Source organism: Elusimicrobia bacterium HGW-Elusimicrobia-1 (assembly GCA_002841695.1).
GTDB lineage: Bacteria > Elusimicrobiota > Endomicrobiia > PHAN01 > PHAN01 > PHAN01.
Genome location: PHAN01000004.1, coordinates 149,997 through 170,073, shown reverse-complemented (window position 1 = coordinate 170,073; position 20,077 = coordinate 149,997). Strand labels below are relative to the sequence as shown.

15 protein-coding genes are annotated in these 20,077 nt (G+C 53.1%); 3 read left to right on the top strand and 12 right to left on the bottom strand.

Features of this window, described 5'->3' with window-relative positions:
• Positions 1–173 precede the first annotated feature (173 nt).
• The 8 genes from tolB to CVU77_04220 all read right to left on the bottom strand — a co-directional run bounded on the left by tolB (position 174) and on the right by CVU77_04220 (position 9,791).
• A complete protein-coding gene (gene tolB, locus CVU77_04255; GenBank protein PKN01726.1) occupies positions 174–1,487 on the bottom strand; it encodes a Tol-Pal system beta propeller repeat protein TolB in 1,314 nt (437 codons plus the stop codon).
• 126 nt (positions 1,488–1,613) lie between these two features.
• Complete coding sequence (locus CVU77_04250) at positions 1,614–2,204, bottom strand: hypothetical protein (protein PKN01725.1); 591 nt, start codon at positions 2,202–2,204, stop codon at positions 1,614–1,616.
• Positions 2,205–2,987 (bottom strand): tol-pal system protein YbgF, encoded by a 783-nt coding sequence (ygbF, locus tag CVU77_04245; GenBank protein ID PKN01724.1) that lies wholly within the window; start codon positions 2,985–2,987, stop codon positions 2,205–2,207.
• A gap of 25 nt (positions 2,988–3,012) precedes the next feature.
• Positions 3,013–3,498 (bottom strand): peptidoglycan-associated lipoprotein, encoded by a 486-nt coding sequence (pal, locus tag CVU77_04240; GenBank protein ID PKN01723.1) that lies wholly within the window; start codon positions 3,496–3,498, stop codon positions 3,013–3,015.
• Between the two features lie 121 nt (positions 3,499–3,619).
• Positions 3,620–6,715: a hypothetical protein gene (locus tag CVU77_04235; GenBank protein PKN01722.1), complete on the bottom strand. Its 3,096-nt coding sequence runs from the start codon at positions 6,713–6,715 to the stop codon at positions 3,620–3,622.
• A gap of 76 nt (positions 6,716–6,791) precedes the next feature.
• A complete protein-coding gene (locus CVU77_04230; GenBank protein ID PKN01721.1) occupies positions 6,792–7,703 on the bottom strand; it encodes a hypothetical protein in 912 nt (303 codons plus the stop codon).
• Positions 7,704–7,815: 112 nt separating this feature from the next.
• Entirely contained in the window at positions 7,816–9,168 is a 1,353-nt protein-coding gene (locus tag CVU77_04225) for a hypothetical protein (GenBank protein ID PKN01720.1), read from the bottom strand.
• Positions 9,169–9,173: 5 nt separating this feature from the next.
• Positions 9,174–9,791, bottom strand: a complete 618-nt coding sequence (locus CVU77_04220) for a hypothetical protein (GenBank protein ID PKN01719.1) — start codon at positions 9,789–9,791, stop codon at positions 9,174–9,176.
• A gap of 669 nt (positions 9,792–10,460) precedes the next feature.
• Here CVU77_04220 and CVU77_04215 point away from each other — a divergent pair.
• From CVU77_04215 to CVU77_04205, 3 genes are all read left to right on the top strand, one after another.
• Positions 10,461–12,959, top strand: a complete 2,499-nt coding sequence (locus CVU77_04215) for a serine/threonine protein kinase (protein ID PKN01718.1) — start codon at positions 10,461–10,463, stop codon at positions 12,957–12,959.
• A complete protein-coding gene (locus CVU77_04210) occupies positions 12,956–13,756 on the top strand; it encodes a serine/threonine-protein phosphatase (GenBank protein ID PKN01717.1) in 801 nt (266 codons plus the stop codon). The genes CVU77_04215 and CVU77_04210 overlap by 4 nt, the downstream gene beginning before the upstream one ends.
• A gap of 268 nt (positions 13,757–14,024) precedes the next feature.
• Entirely contained in the window at positions 14,025–14,759 is a 735-nt protein-coding gene (locus CVU77_04205) for a hypothetical protein (protein ID PKN01716.1), read from the top strand.
• A gap of 179 nt (positions 14,760–14,938) precedes the next feature.
• Here the strand turns inward: CVU77_04205 and CVU77_04200 are convergent, their stop codons facing one another.
• From CVU77_04200 to CVU77_04185, 4 genes are read right to left on the bottom strand one after another with little or no spacing between them, the layout of a single operon-like run.
• Entirely contained in the window at positions 14,939–15,883 is a 945-nt protein-coding gene (locus CVU77_04200) for a hypothetical protein (GenBank protein PKN01715.1), read from the bottom strand.
• Between the two features lie 10 nt (positions 15,884–15,893).
• Positions 15,894–17,357 (bottom strand): Asp-tRNA(Asn)/Glu-tRNA(Gln) amidotransferase GatCAB subunit A, encoded by a 1,464-nt coding sequence (gene gatA, locus CVU77_04195; protein PKN01714.1) that lies wholly within the window; start codon positions 17,355–17,357, stop codon positions 15,894–15,896.
• Between the two features lie 29 nt (positions 17,358–17,386).
• Positions 17,387–17,680 carry an Asp-tRNA(Asn)/Glu-tRNA(Gln) amidotransferase GatCAB subunit C gene (locus CVU77_04190; GenBank protein PKN01713.1) on the bottom strand — a complete coding sequence of 98 codons (294 nt, stop codon included), beginning with the start codon at positions 17,678–17,680 and terminating at the stop codon, positions 17,387–17,389.
• Positions 17,681–17,684: 4 nt separating this feature from the next.
• Positions 17,685–19,907, bottom strand: a complete 2,223-nt coding sequence (locus CVU77_04185) for an ATP-dependent DNA helicase PcrA (GenBank protein PKN01712.1) — start codon at positions 19,905–19,907, stop codon at positions 17,685–17,687.
• Positions 19,908–20,077: the final 170 nt, after the last annotated feature.

Sequence of the window (20,077 nt, the reverse complement as noted above, 5' to 3'; positions counted from 1 at the left end):
AATGCGCCCGCTACAAAGCCGATGAGTCCGAACACAAGTATTTATACAAAATAATTGTTACGAAGTTGTTACGAAGAGACAAGACGTAAAGCGTGAAGGGTAAATGGTGAAGGGTTAAAGGAAAACTACTCTTCCCGCTTCCCGATTCACGCTTCACGTCTTCTGTTACGATTTTAGTACAGCCGCGGAGACCAGTTCGGGGTGTGGCACTTGCCGGGGATGTCGGCAACGCGCGCCTGAGAAGCGCCGTCGGCGAACATTCTGAAGAGTTCTTTCCTGCCGTTTCTTGTAGAAGTGAAAACTATATATCTGCCGTCGGGCGACCACGACGGATTTTCGTCGTTTCCCTCGCCCGACGTAAGCTGCGATATCTTGCCGCCTGAAACCTCATAAACGAAAATATTGTGCTTCCCGTCGGCGTACATGGTAAACGCTATTCTGTCGCCGCGCGGAGACCACGCTGGCGAATCGCAAAAACCTCTTGTGGATACTCTCCTGAAGTTTGTGCCTTCGGCGCTCATAATATAAAGTTGAGGATAGCCAGCGCGGTTTGAAATAAACGCGATGTCGTTGCCCGTCGGAGAATAACTCGGAGAGGTGTCAATCCCCGAAAAACGCGTAAGCCGTCTTATGAAATTTCCGTCGCGCTCGAGCAGATAAAGATTGGGGCTTTCGCCTCTGGACTGCGTAAGGACAATCCGCGAAGAATCCGGCGAAAACGAGGCGGCGGTATTGAGCCCCTGGGTGGTGGAAACGGCGCGACGTTCCAGGTTTTCGGTGTTTATGCTATAGAGATCGGGATTTCCCCTGTAGTATGTGGTATAAATTATTTCTTTACCGTCGGGCGAAAACTTCGGTAAAAGCGCTATGGAATTCTCGTTTGTCAGCCGTCTGAGGTTATACCCGTCGTAATCGATTACATAAATTTCTTTGGAGCCGGGAGCGTCGTTTGAAAAAACTATTTTTGTTGACGCAATGCCGCTCTCGCCCGAAAGCCGCAGCACGACTTCGTCGGCTATGGAGTGCGCCATTTTTCTCGGGGACTCTTTTTTATCGAATTGGAATTCTTTCGACCATATTTCCCCTTTTCCTTCCACATCCATAAGACGGGCAACGACATAATGGCCGGTCGCCTCGGCGCGGAATTCTCCGCACAAAAGTATATCCGCCCCTATTTTCTCCCAGTATTTTAATTCGTCCGGTTTGCCGGTATATGAGGGGCCGCCCTCCACAATGTTGAAAATTCTTGTGAAAACCAAATCGTCCTTGGCCACGGAGCGCGCCTGCCGCGCGGTCTTGGCGTCTTCGACCGAAGCGCCCCGCCCGACGACAAATTCGGATACACCCAAATCCAATCGCTGTCCGTGTGCCGTCAGTTTAAGATAAACGTCGCGGGGGGCGGCATTGACGGAAGGTACGGCAGCCGCAAAAAAAGTCAGCGCAAAAAAAATATGGCGGTGGCCGCGTTTGTTCTTTTTCATTATCATCCAATCATAATGTCATTGCGAGGTCATCAAGTTCCCGAACTTGATGACCGTGGCAATCTCACAATAAGCGAGATTGCTTCGTCAGTCACTTCGTTCCTTCCTCGCAATGGCAATGGCGTCCTTTGCTCATTCTTTATACGAAAACTCAAAATAAATGCCCAGAGTATTTTCCTGGTAACCCGTCGGCAGAGGCGCGAAGGGCGCCGAAATCTTGACCGCGCGCAGAGCCACAGCGTCGAAAACGTCGTCGGAGGAGGATTCTTTGAGTTCCGGCTCGATTATGGTTCCGTCGCGCCGGATCTTAAAATAAACCACGCTCTTTAGTCCGCCCGTTTCGCGGCCGCTCCAGCCCCAGTTCGACGATATCGCCTCGCGCACTCGTCTGAGATAATAAAGATACGGAAACTGCGCCGACTCCGGCGAAATACTCGCCGATGGTTTCATCGGCGCCGGAGGAGCGGGAGGCGCCGGCTGCGGCTTATCTTTTTTTACTTCCGCGGGTTTTTTTTTGACTTCCGCCGGCTTGCGGGGCACGATGATTTCATCTTCCTTCTTAATAATCTCCTCTACGCTCTGCGCAGGCGGAGCAAAATACATAAGATCGACGGGGATCACCACATATCTGGGTTTGAGTGCAATCTCAAGGAGGGCCGACAAAAACAGCGCGGCATGCAACGCCGCCGAGACCGCGAGCGATCTGCGAAACGACGCGTCCATCTACTTTTTTTTGGAAGGTTCGGAAAGGGCTCCGAGCCGTTCCGCCGCCGAAACCGCTTCCTGGGACGCGGGGTGAGTTTTTATTATATCGGCGTAGATTTTTTTGGCGTCTTCGGAATTACCGAGCATCTCCTCGGAAAGCGCCTTTTTGTAGAGCGCGCTCGGAGTGTGCTCCGACTTGGGATATTTTTCGACGAGCGCGGAGAACTCGGCGGAGGCATCTTTCCACATTGACCGCGAGTAATAGCTTTCGCCAAGATAGTACCGCGCGTCGGGCGCAAGCGAAGCATCGGGATGTTTTGCAAGAAAGATTTTAAAAGCGTCGGCGGCAGATTCCTGCCGTCCGGCGACAAAATCATCGTAAGCCATGCGGTATAGTTCGCCCGGCGGTATTTCCGCCGCGCCGGAAGCGGGCTGGATACCGGCAGCGGCGGCGTCTCCGGAAGAATTCGACGGAGTTCCACGGTCGGACTGGGCGTCCATCCTGTCTGAAATTTTGCCGACCTTAGACGTGATATTGGATTCCATGTCGTCGAGACGGCGCGCGACCAGGGACATTACGTTTTTGTTTTCTTCCAGACGCTCCGAAAACGCGGAGATATTCAGGTCCAGCGACGACATTTTGTCGCCGAGGTCGGCCTGATTAATCTGAAGTTCGTTGAGTTTGAGCCGGAGTTGGTTGATGTCGTCGCGCAATTCGACTATCTCGCGCGAAGTGGCAAGACAGCCCGCGAAAACAAAAGGAAAGAACACGGCCAAAGCCGCGGCGGGAATGAGTTTCATGGGAATTATCGGCGGGAGCCGAGGATTATTTCCCTCTGCCTATCTTCGTCTCGGCGCGGCGATTTTTGGCCCAGGCGCCTTCGGTAGAGCCGGAAACGGCGGGCATTTCCTCGCCGTAAGAAATAGTGGCGATTCTGGCGGCGGGAACGCCGAGGCGTATGTAGTAATCCCTTATTGCGGAGGCGCGGCGCTGACCCAGCGCGAGATTGTACTCGGTGGTTCCTCTTTCGTCGCAATGTCCCTCGACACGAACTTTCAGCCCTGCATTATTTTTAAGATATTCCGTGTTCTTCACAAGGGCGGCGCGGGCGTCGGCGCGAACGTCGTATTTGTCGTAATCAAACAGAACGACGGCCAGTTCGGGAATACTTTCCCACTCGGCTCTGACATCGGGCTCTTCTTTGCTTTCTGCGACGGGAGCGACGGGTTCGGGCGGTTTGACGACCTGTTTTTTTGCGCAGGCGGCGACAAAAACGAGCACGGAAAGGACTGCGAACAATTTGATTTTCATAAGTCACCTCGGGAACATTGACAGAAATTTTATCTATCTACAGCCGGATTATACCAATAACAGCGGAGGACAGTCAATACCGCCGACAAAACAAATTCGCAAAAAATGCGGCGGCGGTTCGTCAGAATTTACCGAGACGTTCCTCGAAGATATCGTAGAGCACCGGAACAAGAACCAGCGTTATCAACGTGGAAAAAAGCAGGCCGCCGATTACCGCGGTCGCAAGCGGCTGCCATGTCTCAGAGCCCTGCGCGGTGGAAAGCGCCATAGGCATCATTCCGAATATGGTAGTGACTGTCGTCATAAGTATCGGACGAAGACGGACGCGCGCGGATTCCACCAGCGCTTCTTTTACGCTCATTTTGGAATCCCGCCTGAGACGTATCGTGTAATCTATGTAAACGATGGCGTTGTTGACGACTATGCCGACGAGCATTATCAGGCCTATGAATGAGGCGACGTTGAGTGTCTGCCCCGTCAGAAACAGTCCCCAGAGCACGCCCACTATGGCGAAGGGAACAGAAAACATTATGATGAAAGGGTCGCGGAACGACTCGAACTGCGCGGCCATAACCATATATGTGAGCATTGCGGCAAGAAGGAACGCCAGCAACAGATCGCGGAAGGCCTCACGCTGTTCCTTGACGCTGCCGGCGAACTCCACGTAAACGCCCGGCGGGAGCGCTATCTGCCTTATACGACTTTCCGCCGCGGCCGCGACGTCGCCCAAACTGCGGCCCGATATATTGGCGTCGACGGTAAGAAAGCGCTGCTGGTCTTTTCTGTCGATAGTCAGCGGGCCGGCGGCCAGATCCGCCGAAACAAGTTCCCTCACAAGAAAGCTCCTGCCATCGGGAGTTTTGACGGGCATATCCAGAACATCGCGGATGTCCTTGCGGTCTTCCGGCGCAAGGCGCACGAATACGTCGTACTCGTTCTTGCCGGCGCGATAACTTGTCGCCGTGCGGCCGCCGAAAGCTATGTTGAGAGCATCGGCGACGAGGGCCGGCGCTATTCCGAGCGCCGATAGTTTTCTGCGGTCGGCCTTAAGCTGATACTCCAGTTTTCCCTTTTCGCGGCTTATCGTAACGTCGACGGCGCCCGGAGTGTTTTCCAGTATGCTTTTGACTTTTGCGGCCAGTTCGTCCGTCACGCCGATGTCGTATCCGACTATCTCTATCGACAACGGTTTCCCCGAGCCGCCCATACGCTGACTCATCATATCGCCCGTCTGAAAATCAATTTTCCACGGGCCGGGGATTTCAGAAAATCTTTTGCGCAGGATATCGGCCAGCGCTTTATCCGTACGGCGTTTGTTTTTTTCTTTAAGGCGGAATGACATCTCTATTATATGAGAACCCTCCTGGCTCATACCGCCGCCGCCGAAAGGGCTTGAGCCGGTGCGGGCGAATATCACTTCGCGTTCATTGCCGAGTATGCGTCCTGATTCCCCGATAAGCCGCACGGCAAAAGCGTCGGCGTCTTTCAGAGGAGTGTTGACCGGCATCTTCACTTTTGCCTGCAAAAATCCGGCGTCTTCCGACGGAAGAAATTCCGTGCCGATAAACGGCAGCAACGCCAGCGAGATCACGAAAATTCCGGCCGCGACAAAAACCGTTTTTTTCCTTCTGGCAAGAGCGTAACCGAGAATCTCCAGCACGGCCGCCGATACGACGGCAAGGAATCGCTCCATATAATTTTCCAATTTCTCGCGCACGGGATGGCGCCGCGTCGAAGTATTTTTTTTGCCCAAAACAAGCGACGCGATCATGGGGCTGAGCGTCAGAGATATGGCAAGCGATATCAACAGCGTAATGGAAATTACCGAGCCGAGTTGTTTAAAGAGAATGCCGACAAGACCGCTTGAAAAAATCAGCGGCAGGAACACCACGACCGTGGTCAGCGTGGAAGCGCTCACCGCCAGACCCACTTCGGCGGCTCCGTTTATGGCCGCGTCCACGGACGATTCGTTGTATTCCTGTCCGCGGCGCACTATGTTTTCAAGCACCACTATCGCGTTGTCAACCACCATTCCTATGGCTATGGCTATGGACGACAGCGACATTATGTTGATGGTGTAACCCATAAGATACAAAAACAAAAAGGAAACAATCAGCGAAATGGGTATGGTTATGAGTATTACCAAACTCGACCGCAGATTAAAGAGAAAAAGGTAGGTGACAAGAACCACCAGCAATCCGCCTATCAATACCGAAGTCGTCAGGCCGGAGATTGTCCTCTTGACGTCGTCGGCAAGATTGTAGGCCACCATAATGTCCACATCCGACGGAAGACGCTTTTTTAGAATTTCTATCTGAGCAGTCACGCCGTCGGCCACCTTGACGGTATTGGCGCCGCTGCGCTTCTGTACTATCATAAGAGCCGACTTTCTGGTTTCCTGACGGGCTATCATAGTCGGCTCGGCAAAAGCGTCCGACACTTCCGCTATGTCCTTAAGAAAAACAGGACGCCCCTGATGAAAGCCCACAAGAGTGTCGCCGACCTCGCGCACGGTTTTAAACTCCGCCGGAAGCCGCAGAAAAAACGCCTGCCCGCCCACGTTAATATCCCCCGCCGGAAGCGTAAGATTATGCGCGGCAAGCGCCTGCGTTATCTGCGAAAGTCCTATGTTATAGGCCTCAAGTCGTCTGCGGCTCACGTCGACGCGAATCTGGCGCTCTTCGCCGCCGATGACAAAAACGTTGCCGATGCCGCTGACTCTCTTTAACGGCTCGGCGACTTCATCGTTTAAGATTTCATTGAGACGCCCGTAGTTCTCGTCGGCGGAGGCGGTCAGAAACATCACCGGCGCCTGGGAAAGGTCGAACTTAAGAAGCACCGGAGTGCCGGCCTCGGAAGGCAAAAATCTTTTTGCGAACTCCAGCCGCGTCCGCACGTCGTTGGCGACTTCGTCGAGATTGGTTCCCCAGTCGAACATTAAACGGACTATCGACATATTCTCGACGGAATTGGACCTTATTTCCTTGAGACCCTGAACAATGCCCAGCATAGATTCTACGGTGCTCGTGATCTGTTTTTCTACGTCCTCCGGACCGGCGCCCTGATAAGTGGTTGTGACGGTTATGGCGGGAAAAGTTATTTCGGGCAGAATATCCAGAGGCAGACGCGTTAACGCGACAACGCTCAGTACCACCACGGCCAGATAAGCCATTGTGGTCGCGACGGGACGTCGAACGCTAAAACTCGGTAGTTTCATTGGGTTCTCCAGTAATGAGTGGATAGTGGATAGTGGATAGAAAAAATTCTTGCTTTTACTAACCACTAATCACTATTCACTCACCACTGCTTTTAGACACACCTTCAACGCAAACATTGACTTTGTCTCCGTCGGAAAGACCGTATTGCCCCATAGTTACGACACTTTCCCCCGCGGTAACACCGGAGAGAACCTCGATTATTTCCGTTCCCGATATTCCCAAGCGCACGTTTCTTCTGCTCGCTACGCTATCCTTGACTACAAAAACGACACTCTCTCCGCCGGGATTAAATATTACCGCCGGGCGCGGAACGACTATCGCCGCGGCGCGACGGTTGACAAGTATTTCCACGCGGGCAAACATCCCCGGTCTCAGGATGCCGTCGGGATTCTGCGCCGATATCTCCACGCCGCTGGTGCGCGTCACGGAGTCCAGAGAGCGGCTGATGTTTTCGACCTTGCCGCTGAAAGCTCTCTTGGGATAGCTGTCGAGATAAAATCTAGCCGACTGACCCGCCGATATCTTCATTATGTCCTTTTCCGAGACCTGCACGACCACCTTTATTCTGTCCATCGAAGAAACTTCGGCCAAAGGCGCCTGCGGCGAAACCATCTCGCCGGGACTGGCGAAATATCTCGTGATTATACCGTCGAATGGACTCTTGACCTCGGCCAAGGCGTATTCAAAAGCCGGTTCATCACGGTCTATGGCGGCGAATGTCTCGTCGCGCGACACTTTTTCGCCGGCTTCTTTTAAGCGCTCCTTTAAGCGTCCGGGAACTTTGGGAAATACGCGCGCTTCGAAATAGCCGCGCACGTCGCCCGTGATCTCGACCGTCTCCCAAACATCAAGCCGCTTCGACTTGGCCGTTTCGACGGGCGCGACGGTCTGGGTAGATTGTTTTGATGCGGCGCGGCGAACGCTTACAATCCTGTAAATCGACAAAAGCGCCACGGCGGCAATAAGTATAATCATCCATTTTTTCATAAAAATCCTCCCTAAAGATATGTAGCGGCGGGATTGCTATCCCGCCATAATAACAGGCCGCATAGCAATGCGGCCGCTACAAAATCATTAAACAAGTTACAAATTTCTCTGCCTATTGCCTGTATTTATCCGCTCCGGTTATCTTTTCTATAGCGGCAAGCGCCAGATTATATTCGTAAAGCGACTGCTGATAATTGGTTTCCGCCTGAGAAAAAGCCAGGTGCACGTCCTGAAGCTCAATATAGGACATAAGCCCCAGAGAATATCTCTTCTGGGCAATTTCAAGATTCTCCCTGGCGGATTCCACATTCTGCTCCTGCGCGCGGATGCTTTCCTTTATATGGCGCAGATTAAGATAGGTCGAACGGACTTCAAGCTTGACGCCCGCTTCCACGGACTGACGGGCAACGGCCAGCGATTTCAAGCCGGCGCGGGCCTGTTTTACGCGCCCGAAAGTTGCCAAGCCGTCGAAAACAGGCCACTGCAACGCCACACCCGCCTGCCATCTGGTGTCCCATTTCTCGTAAGGCGCGGCGTAGTCGGCGCTCTGAGCGGTCCACGCGTAAGTGGCCGCCACAAACGGCTTGTCGCCGGATACGGCCATCGCCACAATGCTTTCGGCCGCGCGCTCTCTGAAGGCCGCTTCGGCGACTTCGGGGCGCGAAGACATCGCGCGGGCGGTCAGGTCGTCGAGCGACAGTTCTTTCTCCACGTGCGCGAAGGCGCCCTCTACGACAATATCGTCGGGCAGATTCAAAAAAGTTTTGAGCGCCTCGATCGACATCCCGGCGGCGTTCGACGCGCGCACCACCGCCACACGCACGTTTTCCAAACCGACTTTGGCGCGGGAGACATCGTAAGTGGACGCTTTGCCCTCGTCGTAAAGACGTTTCGTCATATTGTAACGTCCTTCGGCGAGTTTTTCCGACTCTTCGGCGATGGCCAGCATTTTTTGCGCAAGCAGCGTCCCGTAAAACAGTTCGCGCGCCTTGTAAACCGTTTCATTGGAGACGCGGCGGTATTTTTCAAGAGCCATCTTATATCCGAGGCGCGCCTGGCGATCCGCGTGATATATTCTGCCCCATGCGAACAACGGCTGGCTCACGTTCAGTTGTCCCGTATAAAGGTCGGTAGCCGTCATGGCGGGGCTGAAATTACCCGCAAAAAGGGCCGCGGCAGGTCCCGATATATTTATCTGCGGCGCGCTGAGTTTGGTGTAATTTGCGGCAAGTGTTACCTTAGGAAGGAATCCGGAGAAACCTTCGTAGACCCTACCGGACGCTTCATTAAGCGTCTCGCGGGCCGCCTTCAATTCAAAAGCCCTCTGGCGCGCCTCGGATACGGCCTTGTCCTCCGTAATCACAACGGCACGGGCTCCGATTAGAGGCCCTGACAAAAACGCGAGCGTTAAAGCCGCGCAGAAAACCGCAAGTGTTTGCGCCGATATTTTTTTGGAAAATTTCATATTTCTCACCGCCTTTTAAGTCCGTTGAGGAATACTTTCATTATCATTTTCGGGGAAAATCCTTCCACAATTTCGTGTTTGTCGATGCCGTGATGAGCCACTATGAATATGAGCGAACCGAACATTGTGGCGACAAGCCGCGGCGGATAGTTCGCGAACTCCCCTGCTTTTATTCCCTTGGCGATTATGTCGGCCACGGAATCAATTACCTCGGCAAACTTCTTATGAAGCTTTTCCTGCATACGCGGAGCGCCCATTTTTATGTCGCGCCTCAAAGACAAAAATATGTTGCGGTTGGTCGAGAACACTCCGGTGAACTTCTCCAGAAACTCTTCCATACATTCGGCGGGATCCGAACAGTTTTTCAATATCTCGACGGCTACGGCTTTCAGGTCTTCGAGAACGCGGAAAAACACCATATAATAGAGATCTTCTTTGCTGCGGCAATGCAGATAAATAGTTCCCTTGGCCACTCCCGCCGCGCGGGCTATTTCTTCCACGGGGCACAGATAGTATTCCCTTTGCGTCAGAACCTTAATGGCCGCGTCAAGTATTTTTTCCTTGGTGACGGCGCTGCGGACGGCGGCACGCTCGGCGCGGGAAACAGGTTTTGTTTTTTTCATATTACCTCTCACCCCTTACTTTCTACTTCCCACCTCCAGCTCCCCTCTCCACAACAATGACTGACCGGTCAGTTCAATTGTATAAAAAAATATATGACGATGTCAATACCCGCGAGTAAAAGAGTGAATGGTAAATTACACGTGTCCTGTCGAACTATTGCTTTATGATGACTCAAAGTATTCCCCCTTAACAAAGGGGGTAAGGGGGTTGTTGTGTTCTTCTTTTTCAGTTGTTGTGCCCCCCTTTTTCAAATGAAGGACAACTAAAGCCAAGGTTGATGTCGCATAAATGCGACCGCTACAAAAAAATACCAAAAAAGCCAAATATGTGACGAGAAGGTATATCCGACTTTGAACCATAAAAAAATACCGGTAAAACCAAATATGTAGCGGTGCGATCCCCAATCAAGTTGAGGACAAGTTTATCGCACATTTTGTCGCTGATGATTGTTGAATATCACAACCCCCTGTATCCCCCTTTATTAAGGGGGAATATTTTAAGTCCACATAAAGCAATGGTTTAACCGGACACGTGTGACTATTTATCGCTATTCACTATTCACTATTTACTGTTTCACATATTTTTATATATAATAATCGCATAAACAGAGCAGGCGGGGCATATACTTTAAGTAATACCCAAACCCGCCCAATCACGGGACATACTCTATGAAAAAAAACATTGACATTATTATCGGCGTTGCGCTGACTCTTATAGTGGCCGTTTTTTATTTGGCGGATTTTTCGGCGCTGAAAATTTTGGAGCTCAAAACATACGACTGGAGGTCGCAGCTTAAAACCGACGATCCCCCGTCCGAAGTGGTGATTGTGGCCATCGATAACGAGAGTATATCGAGAGTGGGACGATGGCCTTGGCCGCGCTCGGTGGCGGCGGATATGCTCAGCAAGCTCAATGCGGCCGCCCCCAGAGTGATAGGCCTCAATGTGCTTTTCTCCGAGCATGAACAGAATCCGGGACTCACTGAAATAAAAAATCTGAAAAACAGAATAGACGCCGAATCTTCGTCAAAAGCCGCCGCGCAGCGCGCGTTCTCCAAAAAAATAGTGGCGGAAATCGAGGAAATAGAAACGCGCCTTGACAATGACTCGAAGCTCGCCGCCATGGTCTCGTCGATGGACAACCTTGTGCTGCCTATGTATCTTACGCTTTCGCCGGGCGGTCCCATGCCGCCGGAAGATATATTGGCGAAAATAAACGCCAGCGGAGTTGAATTCCCCGGAAATATGATGCCGGAAGCGTCGGGACTTACCGCCCCCATAGGACAGTTGCTCTCGGAGAAATCTCTCGTCGGACACGTAAACATATATCCCGACGCCGACGGAGTAGTCCGTGCGGAAATGCCTTTCATAGATTATCAGGGCAAGCTTTATCCTTCGTTCGCCCTGCAAACGGCGCTGAAATATCTCAACCTTCGTCCGGACGCGTTGTTTCTGACGCCGTCTGAATTAAAAATAGGCAAGCGCGGCTCGCTGGTTTTCGACGACCGCGGCTTTATGCTTTTGAGTTATTACGGCGGATACAAAACTTTCCCCTATTACAGCGCGTACGAAATAATCGAGGATAAAATTTCCCCGGAAACTTTCAAGGATAAAATAGTTCTGGTCGGAAACACAGCCACGGGCGTGGCCGACTTCAACGTTACTCCGCTGGCTCCGGCCGTGCCCGGCATAGAAATCATCGCCACGGCGGTGGAAAATATTCTCCACTTCAGATACATACGCCGTCCGGATTGGGCGTTCGCCGCCGAATTCGCGGCCATTCTTCTTATAGGCGTCTACATAAGCATAATACTGCCGAAAATGCGCGCGAAATTCGCCGCCATAGTTTCGGGCGCGGCGCTGACGATATTTTTGATTGCGGGCGTGTACTTTTTCACGGCGCAGAATTTCTGGATAAAAATATCTTACCCGTCTTTTCTGATATTAGGCGGCTACCTGCTCATAACGTCGAAAAAATTTCTTATCACGGAACGCAAGAAAGAGCTTGTGGAAGCCGACTCCATAGAGACAAACAAAATGCTGGGATTGTCTTTTCAGGGACAGGGAATGCTCGATATGGCTTTTGAGAAATTCCGCAAGTGCCCCCTCGACGACGCGATGAAAGATCTACTGTACAATCTTGCGCTGGATTTCGAGAGAAAACGCCAGTACAACAAGGCGCTATCCGTGCTTGGCCACATTGAAAAAGTCGACCCCAAGTTCAAGGACATAGAAGAAAAGATGAAGAATCTCAGGGATGCCTCCGAAGGCAAAGTCGGCGGCGGCCTGGGCAAAAAGGCCGACAACGGCGGCACGGTTATAGTGCAGGGCGCTTCTCAGACGCCTACACTTGGACGTTACGAGGTTTCCAAAGAACTCGGCAAAGGCGCTATGGGCATTGTGTATCTGGGCAAAGACCCCAAGATTAACCGCACGGTGGCCATAAAAACCCTTCAGTTCGACACAGACCTCGACGAAGAACAACTCAAAATGGTAAAAGAGAGATTTTTCCGCGAGGCGGAATCCGCGGGAATGCTGAACCATCCCAATATCATAACGATATACGACGCCGGCGAGGACTACGACATTTCCTACATCGCTATGGAACTTCTCGACGGAGACGACCTCAAGAAAAACTGCGACAAGCAAAATCTGCTTCCGCCAAGAAGAGTGGTTGAAATAGTGGCGAAAACCGCCAACGCGCTCGATTATGCGCACAGGCAGGGCATAGTGCACAGGGACATAAAACCGGCCAACATAATGATTCTCAAGGACGGCACGGTTAAAGTCACGGACTTCGGCATTGCCCGTATAACGTCGTCGAGCAAGACGGCCACCGGCACGGTGCTGGGCACGCCGTCTTATATGTCGCCGGAGCAGATAGCCGGAAAAAAAGTCGACGGCAGAGCGGATTTGTTCTCGCTTGGAGTGACACTTTACGAGTTGCTCACGGGTGTCAAGCCGTTCGAGGGCGAATCCATAGCGCAACTGCTTTTCCAGATAACCCAGGCAAAGCATCCCGACCCCAGAAAGTTCAATCCGGCCATTACCGATGCCCTCGCGGCAATTCTGGACAAATCGCTCGACAAAGAACCTGACAATAGATACCGGACCGCCGGCGAAATGGAGAAAGACCTTCTGGCGGCGATAGAGGGGCTCCCGTTATGAAAATCTCCGCGTGCGGTTTGACGGACGTCGGCAAAGTCAGAACAAACAACGAGGATTCTTTCGTCTGCGACGCGGAGCTTGGGCTTTTCGTCGTGGCCGACGGTATGGGCGGGCATAACGCCGGCGAAGTGGCGTCGAACCGCGCCGTCGAGACGATTTACCATCATATGGCCAAACTTCCCGGCGACCCCGGCAAGGTCGTCTACGGCGCGGTGGACAAGAATTTGAGCGCGGCGGGAAACCATCTGGCTTCCGCCATACGCATAGCCAACTCCGTCGTATACCAAAGCGCGCAGGCGTCGCCCGACAAAAAAGGAATGGGAACTACGGTGGTCGCCGCTTTTTACGACCGCAAAAAAAATATCGTGTCGAGAGCGCACGTGGGCGATTCGAGAATGTATACTTTTGCCGACGACAAATTGCGGCAAGTCACCGAAGACCATACAATTGTGGCCGAACAACTGAAACTTAAAATCATAACCGAGGAAGAGGCGCGGGTTTCCAAGTACCAGAACATTCTCTCACGGGCTTTGGGGACTTCGGAAAACACGGAAATTGACACGGCCGAGTTCCCCGCGGCCGACGGCCTCACGCTTATTATAGCATCCGACGGCCTCACGCGAATGGTGCCCGACGAAGACCTTGAGCGGATACTCCGGACTCTCGATAAAGCGTCCTGCGAGGAAACCGCGAAATCGCTGATAGAAGCGGCCAACGCCGCCGGCGGACGCGACAATATAACGGTGATTCTGATAAAGTTTCAGAAGGAGTCCCTTTTAGAAAAGATATTCCAGTAAAAAGACGGGATTAATGTCAGGATGTTTAAAAATCTTCCTTTTCCAAGTATGTCATTCCCGAATGCTTTAATCGGGAATCCATACTACGACGGAAGCTCTGGATTCCCGCTTTCGCGGGAATGACGTGACAAGGGTTTGTCAACGGTCTCAAATCATAAGTATTAAGTTTTTGGGCGGCTCTTAATCCTTGTCGCTTAGTCCTTAAAACCTTGAAGTTTTTATTTGGAATGTTTTTTTTGTATAATTCCGGCGTCGCGCGTAAATATATATGGCAAAACTCATTCTTAAGTTCGGACCGGCCGTCGTCAAGGAATTCCCCGTGCCGCCCACACAGACATCCGTGGCGCTGGGAAGAAAAAGCGACAACGACCTTGTTATAGACAATCCCGTCGTATCCGGCCATCACGCCCGCATAATAAAACAGGGCGACACTTTTTTCGTCGAGGACTTAAACTCCACAAACGGCACGTTCATCGGCGGAAGAAAAATTCTCAAAAGCGGACTGACCCACGGCGACGAAATCACGATTGCGTCGCACTCCGTCATTTTTCTCGACGACGGCGTCAAACCCGCCGCGCCGCCGCCCGAAGCAAAACCCCCCGCCATAGACCAGACAATGGTCATAGACCCCGCGCAGAGAGACGCGCTGCTTAAAAAACAGCCGACTGTCACGCCCGCGCCCGCCGGCAAGGTGACGGAAAAAGTGGGCACTTTCGTCGTTACGTCCGGAACCGCCGAGCGGAGCGAATTCGAGCTTACCGGCCTTGTAACCTACGCCGGAAAGTCGGACAACGCCCACGTAAAACTCAAAGGATTATTCGTTCCCGAAATGGGCGCCGCCATCAATAAACGTCAGGAAGGTTATGTGCTTGTGGCGCTTAAGGATGGTTTCCCCGAAGTGAACGGCCAGAAACTTACCGGCCAGGTTGTTCTGCAGGACGGAGACGAAGTGAAGATGGCCGGTGTCACTTTTAGGTTCTACGTAAAAGAAATTTCCCGCTAAAAGTTTTTCCCCCTCTTAAAGACAGCCGCCCGCAGGGCGGTTTTTTTTACAATTATAATCCCGCCCATTGTCATTGCGAGCCCCGACGTAACGTCGGGGCGTGGCAATCTCAACAAGTAGGGGCGAAAGATTTTTCGCCCCTACGACTCCTCGCAATGACATTGAGAGCTTAATAGATATTACGACGGAAGACGGACGGTACTGACGTCTTTTTTCGCGGCGCCTGTGTCTTTTTGCGAGGCGTGAACGTCGTATATGAGGTGGGATATTTCTCCGATGAGCCGGGCGGCGGTTTTGGACGGAATGTCTCTGGTAAGAACGCAAAGAACGTAATCGCCGTCGGTCGAATAGATAATGCCGGCGTCGTGCACGACATTTCTCATAAGTCCGGTCTTATTGGCTACTACAACGCCGGGCGGAAGATATCTCGGGATGCGATTGCGATAATGCTGGTTTTTCATTATTTCGAGCATCTGCATGGACGCGCGGCGTGAGACCAGTTGTCCCCTGTAAATTTTTTCGAGCAACATTCCCATCTCGCGCGAAGTCGTATAGTTTTCGACACCCTGATTGCGTCTTCTTAAATCCAGCACCCACCTCTTCATATCGGTGACATCCATTCCCCAGCCCAGCATTTTTTCGTTTATGTAGCCCAGCCCAAGCGTGTCACAAATCATGTTGGTGGCCACGTTATCGCTTTCGACTATCATTCTGTAGGTCAGTTCGTCGAGGCCGACGCGGCGGCCGTAACGCGAATATCTCAAAGAACCGGAACCGCCGACGCGATGGCGGGAACGATAGACAATGCTTAAATCCGGCGGAAGGCGGTTCTCCTCGACGGCCGCCATAACGCAGGCCATAACGGGGAGTTTAACTAAACTCGCGCTGGGATACGGATCATCGGGACGGTGGTAGTACTCAAAGTTATCGGAAAGATCTTTGTAATAGAAGGAAACGATGTCGGCGCGGGCGCCCAGGGCGGCGCTTATTCTCTCAAACTCGGCAAGACGCTGACTGTAATCGGCGGAACTCTTGCGTGACGCGGCCAAAAATATCCAGGCGGATACGAATGTGCCGGCAAGAATAAAAACTATTACCTTTTTTTTCACGGGGCGTTTTGTCACCGGGTATACACTATACTTTCAGCGGCTTAAATTGTACCAAATCCTCCAGCGACTTGGCAAACCCCAGCATACGCTCGTCGGCGAAATGGGGCGCCATTATCTGAATACCCACCGGAAGGCCGGAAGTTTTCCCCGCGTCGCATGGCACGGAAACCGCCGGAATGCCCGCAAGGTTGACGGAAATCGTGAATATGTCGGCCAGATACATGCTGAGCGGATCGGATATGCGTTCGCCGATCTTAAAAGCCGCGGAAGTCGTCACGGGTGAAACTATGAAATCCACTTCCAGAAAAGCGCGGCGGAAATCTTCGGCTATAAGCGAGCGCACTTTTTGCGCGGCCAGGTAATACGCGTCGTAATATCCGGACGAAAGCGCGTAAGTGCCGAGCATTATTCTTCGTTTGACTTCGGGGCCGAAGCCCTCCTCGCGGGTTTCCTTGCAGGAATCTATGAGACCGCCATCCCCGACGGAAAGCCCGTATTTGACGCCGTCGAACCTGGCAAGATTGCTGGATGCCTCGGAGGGCGCCACTATATAGTAAGTCGCAACCGCGTACTGAGTGCGCGGCAACGATATTTTTTTGACTTCGGCGCCGGCTTTCGCCATAGCATCGACGGTTTTTTCGACGGCTTCGACCACTTCGGCATCCATTGCGCCTTTAACGAAATATTCCGCCGGCAATCCGATTTTAATTCCCCCAAGAGACACCGGCCTCAATGCGTCGAGGCCATTGAAAGACACATCGGCGCTCGTAGAGTCGCGCGGGTCGCGTCCGGAGACGGCCGAAAGCACCGCGGCGGCGTCGTCGACGTTTCGCGCGAACGGCCCTATCTGGTCGAGCGAAGACGCGAATGCCACAAGTCCGTAGCGCGACACTGCGCCGTACGTGGGTTTTACTCCCACCACGCCGCAAAAAGCGGCGGGCTGACGGATGGACCCTCCGGTGTCGGAGCCAAGAGAAACCTGCGACATCCCGGCGGCTACGGCCGCGGCGGATCCGCCCGACGAACCGCCGGGAACGCGTTCGACGTCCCACGGATTTCTGGTCGGAAAAAACGCCGAGTTCTCCGTGGACGACCCCATAGCGAACTCGTCGAGATTGGTCTTGCCGATTATCAAGGCGTCCTCGCGCTCGAGTTTTTCCACGACGGTCGCGTCGTACGGGGCGATGTAATTTTTAAGAATCTTGGAGCCGCAGGTGGTCGGCAGACCCGATATATTTATGTTGTCCTTTACGGCGACAACCGTTCCGGCGAGGCGGCCGGGCGTCTCGCCGCGCGCGATTTTTGCGTCTATGGCGGCGGCCTTCGCGCGAGCGCGGTCGGGCACGGTGATTATGAACGATTTAATTTTATCGTCGAGCCGCTCGATGCGGGAAAGATACGGCTCAAGCAGCGAAACGGCTGTCGTCTCCCGAGATATCAGGGCGTTGCGCGCGCCGGCGATGGTTTTAATATCTTTTTTTTCCGTCATAAAAATTCCGCCGCGACAAAGTCGGGCATTTATTCTATTACTTTTTTTACCTTAAAATATTCGCCCGAGCGGGACGGCGCGTTTTCGATGACAGCGTCGCGCGAAGGCGAAGGCGACGTCTCGTCGCGCCGGAGCGCTTCGGCAGGAACCGGTTTACGGTCGGACAATGCCGCGTTTTTGAGGTCGAGTTCGCCGAGCCGTCCCACATATCCGAGTATCTCGGCCAGCTGAGCGGAAAAAAGTTCCGTCTCCGCGTCGGTGAGTTTAAGCCGCGCCAGATGCGCGATGTGGCGTATTTCTTCGGGAGTTATTTTTTTAGACATAGTTTCAGTAGGGGGTGTCGGCGATAGTTTCAAAAGACGCGTATCGCGCGTAAAACTTTCGCAATTTACCGTCGTAAAATCTTACCGTCAGCTTTATGTCTTCGTCGACGGCGGCCACGGCTATTATCACGCCTTCGCCGAAGGTCTTGTGGCGCACGACGGCGCCGGTATGCCATCGGCCGGATGCGGGGACGCCGCCGGCGGCGGATTCGTCCGCGACGACGGCGCCGGCCGGCGGGGCGGCCGATTCGTCGATGGTTCCGGCGGACGGTTTTTGCGCGGATGCGAAGGCCTCCGAGACAAAGCGCGACGGCGTCAGGCGCGTCGGCTTGCCGTAGATTACCTTAAAGCGCGAGCCGCTGGCGTAAAGACGTCGGCGGGCGCGGGTGAAAGCCACGTAGCAAAGCCGTCGCTCCTCTTCCATCTCCGACGGGTCGCGGAACGCCGAGGCCATAGGGAAAACGCTTTCCTCCATGCCGACGACAAATACGGCGTCGAATTCAAGCCCCTTGGCCAGATGCACTGTCGTGAGCACCGCGCCGTTGGCGGACCCTTCGGAAAAATCCGCCGAGGACGAAAGCGCTATGTCGTCGAGCCATCCGGCAAGTGTCGGGTCTTCGTGTAATTCTTCGTACTCCGCCACGGCGCTCACGAGTTCCTTTATGTTGGCCGCGCGGTTCAGCGATTCGGGCGTATTTTCCCTCTGGAGTTCCGCCAGATACCCCGAACCTTCGGCTATACTTTTAGTCAGCGAGGAAGGAGTCAGTTTAAGCGATTCCGACTGCCATTTTATTATTCTGTCGGCAAACTCCCTGACGCGCGAAGCCGCTTTGGCGGTCAATCCGCCGAAAGTGTCCGATATTCGCATCGTCTGAAAAAGAGTAAGATTGTGAGCCCGCGCGTGGGAGATAAGCTTATCGAGGGTGACGGCGCCTATGCCCCTGTGCGGCACGTTGATTATTCTTTTTAGCGAAACCTCGTCGTCGGGATTCTGAATAACCCTCAGATACGCGATAAGATTCTTGACTTCCTGCCTTTCGTAAAACTTGACGCTTCCGACGAGCCGGTACGGTATGCCTTCGCCCAGAAGAGCGTCTTCAAAAAGACGCGACTGCGAATTCATGCGGTACAGAATGGCGATTTTTTCCGGAGCGATGTTTTCGGCGTCGACGAGCCGCCTTATTTCGGAAGCCACGGCCTGCGCCTCTTCCAGATCGCTGTCGCATTCGCGCCACGCCACATCCTGACCGCCCGCGATTTGCGTCCAGAGAGATTTGGGATGACGGTCGAGATTATTCGAAATTACGGATACGGCGGCGGCCAGTATCTGAGGCGTGGAGCGGTAGTTCTGCTCCAACTTCACCACCTTTGCCGACGGATGATCCGATCGGAAACTTGAGATATTCTTGCGGTCGGCTCCGCGCCAGGAATAAATCGACTGGTCATCGTCTCCGACGACGCACACATTGGAATGGCCCGCGGAAAGATATTTGGTGAGATAATACTGGGCGGCGTTCGTGTCCTGATACTCGTCGACCAGAACGTAGTCGAACCGCTTCTGGTATCTTTCAAGCAGCGCGGCGTCCCCGCGGAATCGCTCCACGACCTTAAGTATTAAATCCCCGAAATCGAGGGCGGATGCGACTTCGAGTTTTTTTGCGTACATCGAATATATTTCCGAAAATATCCGGCGGTGCACGTCCGACGAATTGAGCGAATTAAGGGCGTACGACTCCGCGTCGTTAAGCGAATCTTTGAGGCGATTGATTTTTTCGGCCACCGCCGACGGACGGTAAGATTTATCCTCGGCCAGGCGGAGTTCTTTTAAGATATCTTTGAGAGTCCTGCGCTGGTCGTCCTCGTCGTATATCACGAAGTCGGGCCGCACGCCGAAAGAAACCGCGTCCGTCTTAAGCACCCGCGCGCAGAAAGAGTGAAAAGTCGAGACCCACGCTCCGAGGCCGAAACCGGAACCCGGGCGCGACGCCACAGCCGACTGTCCGACCATTGCGGCCACGCGCTCGCGCATTTCTCCGGCGGCTTTATTGGTAAAGGTGATGGCGAGTATTCTCGACGGAGGAATTTTTTTTTCCTTGACAAGATAGGCGATGCGGCTGGTTATTACGCGCGTCTTTCCCGTGCCCGCTCCCGCGAATACTACCACGGGGCCTTCGGTGTGGACAACGGCTTCGTACTGCTGAGGGTTGAGTTCTTTCAAGAAATCCATCGACGGACATTTTAGCAAAAAAAGTATTCTTTGAGGAAAGATTTTATTTGCGGCGAATGGAAGGCGCGGCGTCGGACAATGGTAAATTCCTCCTTAACAAAGGGGGTACGGGGGTTGTAAAATCGCCGAGAAAAATACAACCCCCCTTGCCCCCTTTTATAAGGGGGAAT